The sequence below is a fragment of the Streptomyces sp. NPDC088354 genome (assembly GCF_044753585.1).
Lineage (GTDB): Bacteria > Actinomycetota > Actinomycetes > Streptomycetales > Streptomycetaceae > Actinacidiphila.
The window spans coordinates 19,501-29,501 of the sequence record NZ_JBIVNJ010000057.1 but is presented as its reverse complement, the minus strand read 5'-3'; the positions used below and the strand labels follow the sequence as shown (position 1 = coordinate 29,501).

General features: G+C 70.6%; 3 protein-coding genes, 1 tRNA gene and 1 rRNA gene. 4 read left to right on the top strand and 1 reads right to left on the bottom strand.

Going from position 1 to position 10,001, the window contains the following annotated elements; genetic code table 11:
- The 3 genes from rrf to ACIP98_RS38845 all read left to right on the top strand — a co-directional run.
- A 5S ribosomal RNA gene (gene rrf / locus ACIP98_RS38855) occupies positions 1 to 92 on the top strand; the annotation flags it as partial.
- 140 nt (positions 93 to 232) lie between these two features.
- Positions 233 to 1,198, top strand: coding sequence for a DegT/DnrJ/EryC1/StrS family aminotransferase (locus tag ACIP98_RS38850; protein WP_319659234.1), 966 nt, complete (start codon positions 233 to 235; stop codon positions 1,196 to 1,198).
- A gap of 62 nt (positions 1,199 to 1,260) precedes the next feature.
- Positions 1,261 to 1,333: transfer RNA gene (locus ACIP98_RS38845), tRNA-Thr, on the top strand.
- Between the two features lie 60 nt (positions 1,334 to 1,393).
- Here ACIP98_RS38845 and ACIP98_RS38840 read toward each other — a convergent pair.
- On the bottom strand, positions 1,394 to 4,009 hold the full coding sequence (locus tag ACIP98_RS38840) for a SpoIIE family protein phosphatase (protein ID WP_401981135.1): 2,616 nt from the start codon (positions 4,007 to 4,009) through the stop codon (positions 1,394 to 1,396).
- A gap of 284 nt (positions 4,010 to 4,293) precedes the next feature.
- Between ACIP98_RS38840 and ACIP98_RS38835 the strand changes: the two genes are divergently transcribed.
- Complete coding sequence (locus ACIP98_RS38835) at positions 4,294 to 9,762, top strand: HAMP domain-containing protein (protein ID WP_401981133.1); 5,469 nt, start codon at positions 4,294 to 4,296, stop codon at positions 9,760 to 9,762.
- Positions 9,763 to 10,001 lie beyond the last annotated feature (239 nt).

Here is a 10,001-nt window from a genome sequence, read left to right as displayed (position 1 = left end):
CGCCCGGTTACATTTCGAACCCGGAAGCTAAGCCTTTCAGCGCCGATGGTACTGCAGGGGGGACCCTGTGGGAGAGTAGGACACCGCCGAACAATTCTTCAGCCGTGGCCCCGGACTTCTGTCCGGGGCCACGGCTATTTGTGTGGGCAACACCCGTTGTTCATGTTCAGCTCAGCAGCTCATCACCGGTCACGGCAATCCTGACCATGACGGGCAAGTGGAGGTGGGCCTGATGCAGCAGTTCCTGGAACAGGGTGCTGAAGTTGCGGCGCTGGAGGACGAGTTCTCCTCGGCGGTGGACGATCGCCATGCCGTCGCGGTCGACTCCGCGACTTCCGCTCTTCGGCTCGCGCTGTTGTCGCTCGGCATCGGTGCCGGCGAGGAAGTGATCCTCCCGTCCTTCGCCCCGGTGGAGACCGCGGACGCGGTCCGGCTGGTCGGCGCGGTGCCGGTCTTCGCGGACATCGACCCGCTGACGTTCTGCCTGGATCCGGAGGCCGTCGCCGCGGCGATCACGCCGCTGACCGTGGCGATACTGCCGGTGCACCTCTTCGGGCACCCCGCCGCCGTCGACCAGCTCGCCGATCTGGCGGCGCGGCACGGCCTGGCGATCGTCGAGGACGCCACCCAGGCGCAGGCGGCGACGCTGGCGGGCCGCCGTGTCGGCACGTACGGCGCGCTGAGCGTCTTCGCACTGGCCGACGGGGCCGTGGTCACCACCGAGCACCCCGAACTGGCCTCCTGCGTGAAGCGCCTGAGGGACGGCGCCCACACGGCGGCCCGGCTGGCCGACAACAGGGCGGCCGGCGGGCGTGCGGCTTTGCGCGCGCTGGAGGGTTCGGTCGCGCGTCAGCGGGCCCACTGCCGGTACCTGGACTCTGCCCTGACCGGCGTGCTGGTGCCGTACGTCGAGCCGGGCGCGCATCACGTCTACCACCGCTACACGGTGCGCATACCGGGCAACGGCCGCCCCGACCGGGACGCGTTCGCGATGGCGCTGGCGTCCCGCGGTGTGCGGGCGGACGTGAGCATCCCGACCCCGCTGCACCGGCTGCCGAAGTACCGGTCGCGTTCCTTCCTGCCGCGGACCGAGGCGGCGTCCGGCGAGACGCTGTCCCTGCCGGTCCACCCCGGCCTCACGGAGAAGGAGTTGAGGCGGATGGTCGAGGCGTGCAACACCCTCGGCGGACTGCTCTGAGCATACGTCGAGCGGATTTCCGAACCCGGCGCTTCATGGGTTAAGATCTTTCACGTCGACGCGCCCCAATAGCTCAGTCGGCAGAGCGTCTCCATGGTAAGGAGAAGGTCTACGGTTCGATTCCGTATTGGGGCTCCGAGAAAAGGCCCCCGCCGATCGGCGGGGGCCTTTTTCATGCGCGGATCAGGGCTCCCGCTACGCGGAGAGTTCCGGGACGCGCATGGCGAGAATGGCCATGTCGTCGGAGGGCGCGTCGGAGGCGAAGCGTTCCACCGCGCGCTGGATACGGGCGGCGACGGCGCCGGCGGTGAGGCCGGTGCAGGTGGCCAGCACGTCGGCGAGACCGTCGTCGCCGAGCATGCGGGTGCCCTCGCGGCGTTCGGTGACGCCGTCGGTGACGCAGAGCAGGACATCCCCGGGGGCCAGGGTGACGTTCTGCTCGACGAGTTCGAGGTCCTCGATGACACCGAGCAGCGGCTGCGGCTCCGCGGCGGGCTCGACGACGCCGGTCTGGCGCAGACGCAGCGGCAGGGGGTGGCCGGCGCAGACGACCTTCAGTTCGGCGCTGCCGTCTGCCTGGGGCCACAACTCGCCGTACAGCAGGGTCAGGAAGCGGCTGCGGGAGCCCTCGTCGAGGATGGCCGCGTTGAGGCGTTCCAGGACGGACGGGCCGCTGAAACCCTCGCGGGCGAGCAGGCGCAGCGCGTGCCGGGCGAGGCCGGTGACGGCCGCGGCCTCCGGGCCGGTCCCGCAGACGTCGCCGATGGCGAAGCCCCAGCAGCCGTCGCGGATCGGGAAGACGTCGTAGAAGTCGCCGCCGACCTCGTTGCCCTCGCCGGCGGCGCGGTAGACCACCTCGACCTCGACGCCCGGGATGACGGGCAGGCCGGGCGGCAGCAGGCTGCGCTGGAGGGACTGGCTGATGGCGGTGCGCTCGCTGTAGAGGCGGGCATTGTCCAGGGCGAGGGCGGCCCGGCGGGACAGGTCCTCGGCGAGTTCCAGGATCTCCTGGCGGAAGCGTTCGTCGGCGGCCTTGCCGAGGGTGAGCATCCCGATGACGCGGTTGCGGGCGACCAGAGGCAGCACGACGGTCTCTCCGCCGACCGCGGCGGCGGTTGCCAGGGCCGTTCCGGGGCCCGTTGCGGGGCGTCCCGCCTCGCCGAGGCCGAGGCTGCGCAGGGAGGCGCGCAGGGCCGTGGAGTGGGCCGCGTCGGCGGGCGCGGTCCAGATGCGGGCGCCGGGGGTGGGGTCGGGCTGGGGAGGGGCGACGCGGGAGAGCAGGGCCTTGATGCCGTCGATGCGGTCCTCGTCCTCGTGCAGGACGAAGGCGAGTTCGGGCTCGGAGGACTGGTCGCCGATGGTGTAGACGGCGCACCAACTGGCCAGCGTGGGCACGGTCATCTGGGCCATGAGCGCGAGGGTCTGGTCGCGTTCCAGGGTGCCGGCCAGCAGGTCGGAGGCCTCGACGAGGAAGGACAGCGAGCCCCGGCGCAGGCGTTCCAGCTCGGTGAGCCGGGCGCTCTCGACAGCGAGGGCGATGCGGTCGGCGGCGAACTGCAGCCGCAGTGCTTCCTCGTTGCTGTAGCGGCCGGGGGTCTCGGCGGCGACGCCGAGGGACCCGGTGAGGCGTCCCTCGACCTTCAGGGGCACGGTGACGACCGACCGCATGCCGGTGCCGGCGAGCAGCGGGACGGCGCCCGGAACGGCCGTCAGGTCCTCGTGGACGGCCGGCATGCGGGCGCTGCCGTAGCGGCCGGTGCCGGCCTCGACGGGGACCCGGGCGAAGCGCTGGCGGGCCGAGGGGAGGCCGGTGGAGGCGCGGACCTCGAGCTCGGTCTCGTCGTCCGTGGCGAGCAGCAGGTAGGCGGCGTCGCCGTCGAGCATGTCGCGGGCGCGTTCCACCGTGCGCTGGAGCAGCCCGTCGAGGTCGTCGGGCGCGGGGGAGCCGATGAAGGACTCGAAGGGGTCGGCGGCCTTGCCGCGGTCCACGCCGCCGTCGGCGGAGACCACGCTGCGTCCGGGGTTCTGCAGCACGGCGCGGGCGTCCTCGCGCACCAGAAGGCAGACGGTGGAGGGTTCGCCGGAGGTGTCGCGGACCCGCAAGTGGGTGCCGTACACCGGCATGATGCGGCCGTCGGCGCCGCGGACGCCGTAACTGCCCTCCCAGCGGGAGAGCAGCAGGGCCTCGGCGATGCCGTGGCCGGTGCCGGGGGTCTGCGGCCAGGCGGCGAGATCGCCCAGCGGCTTGCCCACGATCTGGTCGTCGGGGTGGCCGAAGAGCTGGGCGGCGTCCTGGTTCCAGCGCGTGATGATGCCGCTGCGGTCGACCTGGACGACGGCGACACGGACCTGCTCGTCGGCCAGCGGCAGCGAGGCGACGGGCAGGGCCGGTCCTGCGGAGCGGGTGCCCGCGGGGCGCTGGGGCAGGTCCAGGTGGAACCAGACGTGTTTGTTGGCCGGTGTGTACTCCACGCCCCAGCGGGTGGCCAGGGCGGAGCACAGGAGCAGGCCGCGGCCGCCCTCGTGGTCGGGGTGGATCTGCCTCTTGGCGTCGTGCAGCGGCAGCTCGCGTTCGGGGTAGCGGTCGGCGACCTCGATGCGCACGGCGGACTCGTAGCGCAGGCACTGGACGTCCGCGGCGGTCCCCGCGTGGACCACGGCGTTCGTGACCAGCTCACTGGTCAGCACGACGGCGTCGTCGACGACCTCGGCGAAGCCCCAGCCCTGGAGGGTGTCCCGGACGAAGGCGCGTGCGGTGGCGACCGAGCGCCCCACCGGTTCGAAGGTGGCCGCTGCGCGCGCCGTGATCACAGATCTCCTTGTTTGTCCGGGGACGTCACCATTCGTCGTCCGCTGTACTGTCACCACCGGCCCCCACTTCGAGGTGTACGCCCGGCCCAAGGTGGGCAACCGCATGCCAGGTTACTTACCCCCGGCGACCACGCGTGTGCCGGTTGGGGGTGTTCCTGCCCCGATCGTGGCGACGGTCATATGCGATGCTGCCGAACTGTTATGGCCGGGTGCGGGCATGGTGAAACACTGGGCATGCCTGAACCAGGCACATGCAGTTCGGTCGACCCTCCGGGAGGGACACGGTGGAGTCTGGCGCATCGGCGCGAGGCGGCGCGGCACCCGCGGCGAAGCGGGGTGGTTCCGCGCGGGTGAAGCATGCGCGCTCGCGCACCAATGGGACCGTCGAGGTGGACTCGGCCGCACTGCACAGATTGCTGTCCGCACTGGAGTCGATGCGGGACGGCAACTTCCGCAAGCGGCTCACGGTCACCGGCGACGGAGACATGGCGGAGATCGCCGCCGTCTTCAACGAGGTCGCCGACCGCAACCAGCACCTCACCGGTGAGCTCGCCCGGGTCCGCCGGGTGGTCGGCCGGGAGGGCAAGCTCGCGGAGCGCCTGGAGACGGGGGCGTGCGAGGGGTCGTGGGCGGCCGCCATCGACGCCTCCAACGCGCTGGTGGACGATCTCGTGCGCCCCATGTCCGAGGTCGGCCGCGTGCTGTCGGCGGTCGCCGAGGGCGACCTGGAGCAGCGCATGGAACTGCGCTCGCAGGGGCCGGACGGTTCCGCGCACCCGCTGCGCGGCGAGTTCCTCAAGGTCGGCCGCACGGTCAACGGGCTGGTCGACCAGCTGTCCACGTTCACCGACGAGGTGACCCGGGTGGCCAGCGAGGTCGGCACCGAGGGCAAGCTCGGCGGGCAGGCCCGGGTGCGCGGCATGGCCGGCTCCTGGAAGGACCTCACCGACTCGGTCAACACCATGGCCTCCCGGCTGACGGCGCAGGTGCGCGACATCGCGCTGGTGACCACGGCGGTCGCCAAGGGCGACCTGTCGCGCAAGGTCACCGTTCACGTGGCCGGCGAGATGCTGGAGCTGAAGAACACCGTCAACACGATGGTGGACCAGCTGTCGTCCTTCGCGTCCGAGGTGACCCGGGTGGCCCGTGAGGTGGGCACCGAGGGCCAGCTGGGCGGCCAGGCCAAGGTGGCCGGCGTCGACGGCGTGTGGAAGGACCTGACCGACTCCGTCAACCTGATGGCCGGCAACCTGACGGCCCAGGTGCGTGACATCGCGCAGGTCACGACAGCGGTCGCCAACGGCGACCTGTCGCAGAAGATCACCATCGGCGCGCGCGGCGAGGTCGCGCAGCTCGCCGAGACCGTGAACGCGATGACCGAGACACTGCGCACCTTCGCCGACGAGGTGACCCGCGTCGCCGGCGAGGTCGGCGCGCAGGGCCGGCTCGGCGGTCAGGCGCAGGTGCCGGGCGCCGCGGGCATCTGGAAGGACCTCACCGACTCGGTGAACATGGCCTTCCGCAACCTGACCGGCCAGGTGCGCGACATCGCGCAGGTGACCACGGCGGTCGCCAACGGCGACCTGTCGCAGAAGGTCACCGTGGTCGTCTCCGGCGAGATGCTGGAGCTGAAGAACACCGTCAACACGATGGTCGACCAGCTGTCGGCCTTCGGCGCCGAGGTGACCCGGGTGGCCCGGGAGGTCGGTGTCGAGGGTGAGCTGGGCGGCCAGGCGCAGGTGCCCGGTGCGGCGGGTCTGTGGAAGGACCTGACGGATTCGGTGAACACCGCTTTCCGCAACCTGACCGGCCAGGTGCGCAACATCGCGCAGGTGACCACGGCGGTCGCCAACGGCGACCTGTCGCAGAAGGTCACGGTGGACGTCTCCGGCGAGATGCTGGAGCTGAAGAACACCGTGAACCGGATGGTCGACCAGCTGTCGTCCTTCGCCAACCAGGTCACCCGCATGGCGCGTGACGTGGGCACCGAGGGGCGGCTCGGCGGTCAGGCCCGCGTCGACGGCGTCAGCGGCGTGTGGAAGGAGCTGACGGACTCCGTCAACTTCATGGCGGGCAACCTGACCTCGCAGGTCCGCCAGATCGCCCAGGTGACGACGGCCGTGGCGCGCGGCGACCTGTCGCAGAAGGTCGACGTCGACGCGCGCGGCGAGATCCTGGAGCTGAAGAACACCATCAACACGATGGTGGACCAGCTGTCGGCGTTCGCCGAGCAGGTGACCCGGGTGGCCCGCGAGGTGGGCACCGAGGGCCGGCTCGGCGGTCAGGCGCAGGTGCCCGGCGTGGCCGGTGTGTGGCGCGACCTGACGGACTCGGTGAACGGCATGGCCGGCAACCTCACCGCCCAGGTGCGCAACATCGCCCAGGTCGCCACCGCCGTGGCCCGCGGTGACCTGTCGCAGAAGATCGACGTCGACGCGCGCGGCGAGATCCTGGAGCTGAAGAACGTCCTCAACACCATGGTCGACCAGCTGTCGGCGTTCGCCGAGCAGGTGACCCGGGTGGCCCGCGAGGTGGGCACCGACGGCATCCTGGGCGGCCAGGCCGAGGTCAAGGGCGTGTCGGGTACCTGGAAGGACCTGACCCAGTCCGTCAACTTCATGGCGAACAACCTGACCATGCAGGTCCGCAACATCGCCGAGGTCACCACGGCGGTCGCGCAGGGCGACCTGTCCAAGAAGATCACCGTCGACGCCAAGGGCGAGATCCTCGCCCTGGTGACGACCGTCAACACCATGGTCGACACGCTGTCCGCCTTCGCCGACGAGGTGACCCGGGTGGCCCGTGAGGTGGGCACCGACGGCATCCTGGGCGGTCAGGCCCGGGTGAGGGACGTCTCGGGCATCTGGAAGGACCTCACCGACAACGTCAACCTCATGGCCAACAACCTGACCGGCCAGGTGCGTTCGATCTCCTCCGTCGCCACGGCGGTCGCCAACGGCGACCTGACCAAGAAGATCACCGTCGAGGCGCGCGGCGAGGTCGCCCAGCTGGCCGAGACGATCAACACGATGGTCGACACGCTGTCGGCCTTCGGTGACGAGGTCACCCGCGTGGCCCGCGAGGTGGGCACCGACGGCATCCTCGGCGGTCAGGCCCGCGTGCCGGGAGTCTCCGGTTCGTGGAAGGACCTCACCGAGTCCGTGAACAACATGGCGTCCAACCTGACCGGCCAGGTCCGCAACATCGCGATGGTCACCACCGCGGTGGCCCGCGGCGACCTGTCCAAGAAGATCGACGTCGACGCGCACGGCGAGATCCTGGAGCTCAAGACCACCATCAACACGATGGTCGACCAGCTCTCCGCCTTCGGTGACGAGGTCACCCGGGTGGCCCGTGAGGTGGGCACCGAGGGCCGCCTCGGCGGCCAGGCGCGCGTGCCGGGCGTCTCGGGCATCTGGAAGGACCTCACCGAGTCCGTCAACCTGATGGCCAACAACCTGACCCGCCAGGTGCGCAACATCGCCCAGGTCGCCACCGCGGTGACCCGCGGCGACCTCAACATCCGCACGGACGTGGACGCGGCGGGCGAGATCCTGGAGCTCCAGGACTACATCAACACCATGATCGTCCGGCTCCGCGAGACCACGCTCGCCAACAAGGAGCAGGACTGGCTGAAGGGCAACCTCGCCCGCATCTCCGGTCTGATGCAGGGCCGCCGCGACCTCAACGACGTCGGCGGCCTCATCATGAGTGAGCTGACGCCGGTCGTCTCGGCCCAGCACGGCGCGTTCTTCCTCGCGGAGGAGCCGTCCAGCGAGGACATGGTCGAGGAGTACGAGCTGCGCCTGATCGGCAGCTACGGCTTCTCCCCGCGGACCATGCCCACCGTCTTCCTGCCCGGTGAGGGCCTGATCGGCACGGCCGCGGTGGAGAAGCGCAGCATCCTGGTGGAGAACGTGCCGCCGGGCTACCTGCGGATCTCCTCCGGGCTCGGCGAGGCACCTCCGGCGCACGTCATCGTGCTGCCGGTGCTGTTCGAGGACCGGGTGCTCGGGGTGATCGAGCTGGCCTCGTTCCAGCCGTTCACGCAGATCCAGAAGGACTTCCTCGGCCAGATCACCGACATGATCGCGGTGAGCGTCAACACCATCAGCGTCAACACCAAGACCGAGTACCTGCTCAAGCAGTCCCAGGAGCTGACCGAACAGCTGCGGGAGCGCTCCGCGGAGCTGGAGAACCGGCAGAAGCAGCTGCAGATCTCCAACACCGAGCTGGAGGAGAAGGCCGAGCTGCTGGCCCGTCAGAACCGCGACATCGAGGTGAAGAACACCGAGATCGAGGACGCCCGCCAGGTGCTGGAGGAGCGCGCGGAGCAGCTCGCGGTCTCCATGCGCTACAAGTCCGAGTTCCTGGCCAACATGTCGCACGAGCTGCGCACCCCGCTCAACTCGCTGCTCATCCTGGCCAAGCTGCTGGCGGACAACGCCGAGGGCAATCTGTCGCCCAAGCAGGTCGAGTTCGCCGAGACGATCCACGGAGCGGGCTCCGACCTGCTCCAGCTGATCAACGACATCCTCGACCTGTCCAAGGTCGAGGCAGGCAAGATGGACGTCAGCCCGACCCGCATCGCGCTGGTGCAGCTGGTGGACTACGTGGAGGCGACCTTCCGGCCGCTGACCGCGGAGAAGGGCCTGGACTTCTCCGTCCGGGTCTCCCCGGAACTGCCCGCGACGCTGCACACCGACGAGCAGCGGCTGCTGCAGGTGCTGCGCAACCTGCTGTCCAACGCGGTGAAGTTCACCGACAGCGGCTCGGTGGAGCTGGTGATCCGCCCGGCCGGTCCGGAGGCGCCGCAGGCGATCCGGGAGCAGCTGCTGGAGTCCGGTTCGCTGCGGGCTCCGGACGAGCCGCTGATCGCGTTCTCGGTCACCGACACCGGCATCGGCATCGCGGCCAGCAAGATGCGGGTCATCTTCGAGGCGTTCAAGCAGGCGGACGGCACCACCAGCCGCAAGTACGGCGGCACGGGCCTGGGCCTGTCCATCAGCCGGGAGATCGCGCGGCTGCTCGGCGGCGAGATCCACGCCGACAGCCAGCCCGGCCGCGGCTCGACCTTCACCCTCTACCTGCCGCTCAACAGCGGTGAGCTGCCGCCGCACGGCTATGCCCAACTCCCGCCCGGCGAGGCCTTCGCCGAGCCGGACGGGTACGCCGAGCCGCTGCGCGGCACCGCCCCCACGCACACCGGCGGGCGCCGCGGCGGCGCGGGCAGCAGCCTGGCGCGGCTGCGCCGCCGCTCGGCCCTCACCGAGCGGCCCATGGCGGCCGCGGGTCAGCCGGACCGGCAGCCGCCGCCGGCCGAGTCGTGGGTGGACGGGGCGCACAGCGACGCGTACACCGGTTTCGCGGGCGGCTTCAGCGGTGAGAAGGTGCTCATCGTCGACGACGACATCCGCAATGTCTTCGCCCTCACCAGCGTGCTGGAGCAGCACGGGCTCACCGTGCTGTACGCCGAGAACGGCCGGGAGGGCATCGAGGTGCTGGAGCAGCACGACGACGTCGCGGTCGTCCTGATGGACATCATGATGCCGGAGATGGACGGGTACGCCACGACCGCGGCGATCCGCAGGATGCCGCAGTTCGCGGGGCTGCCGATCATCGCCCTCACGGCCAAGGCGATGAAGGGCGACCGGGAGAAGAGCATCGAGTCCGGTGCGTCCGACTACGTCGCCAAGCCGGTGGACACCGACCACCTCCTCGCGGTGATGGAGCAGTGGATGCACGCGCGGTGACGGGGCGTCGGACGACGGACGCGGTGACCGCCGCCGCGGCGGCGGCCGCCGCGGCGGGGCGACCGGCCGGGGTCATGACACGGAGTGCTCGCGGAGGTGTGAGGGTGCGGGAAACAGGGAACCTTCTGGTCCCCGCTTGCGTTTCTGCTACGTGCACAGTGACATGGCGGTGACAGGGTGTGGCGGACAGCGGGGTGCGGCTACCATGACCGGCACAAGGACGGACGGCGGCCAGGAGC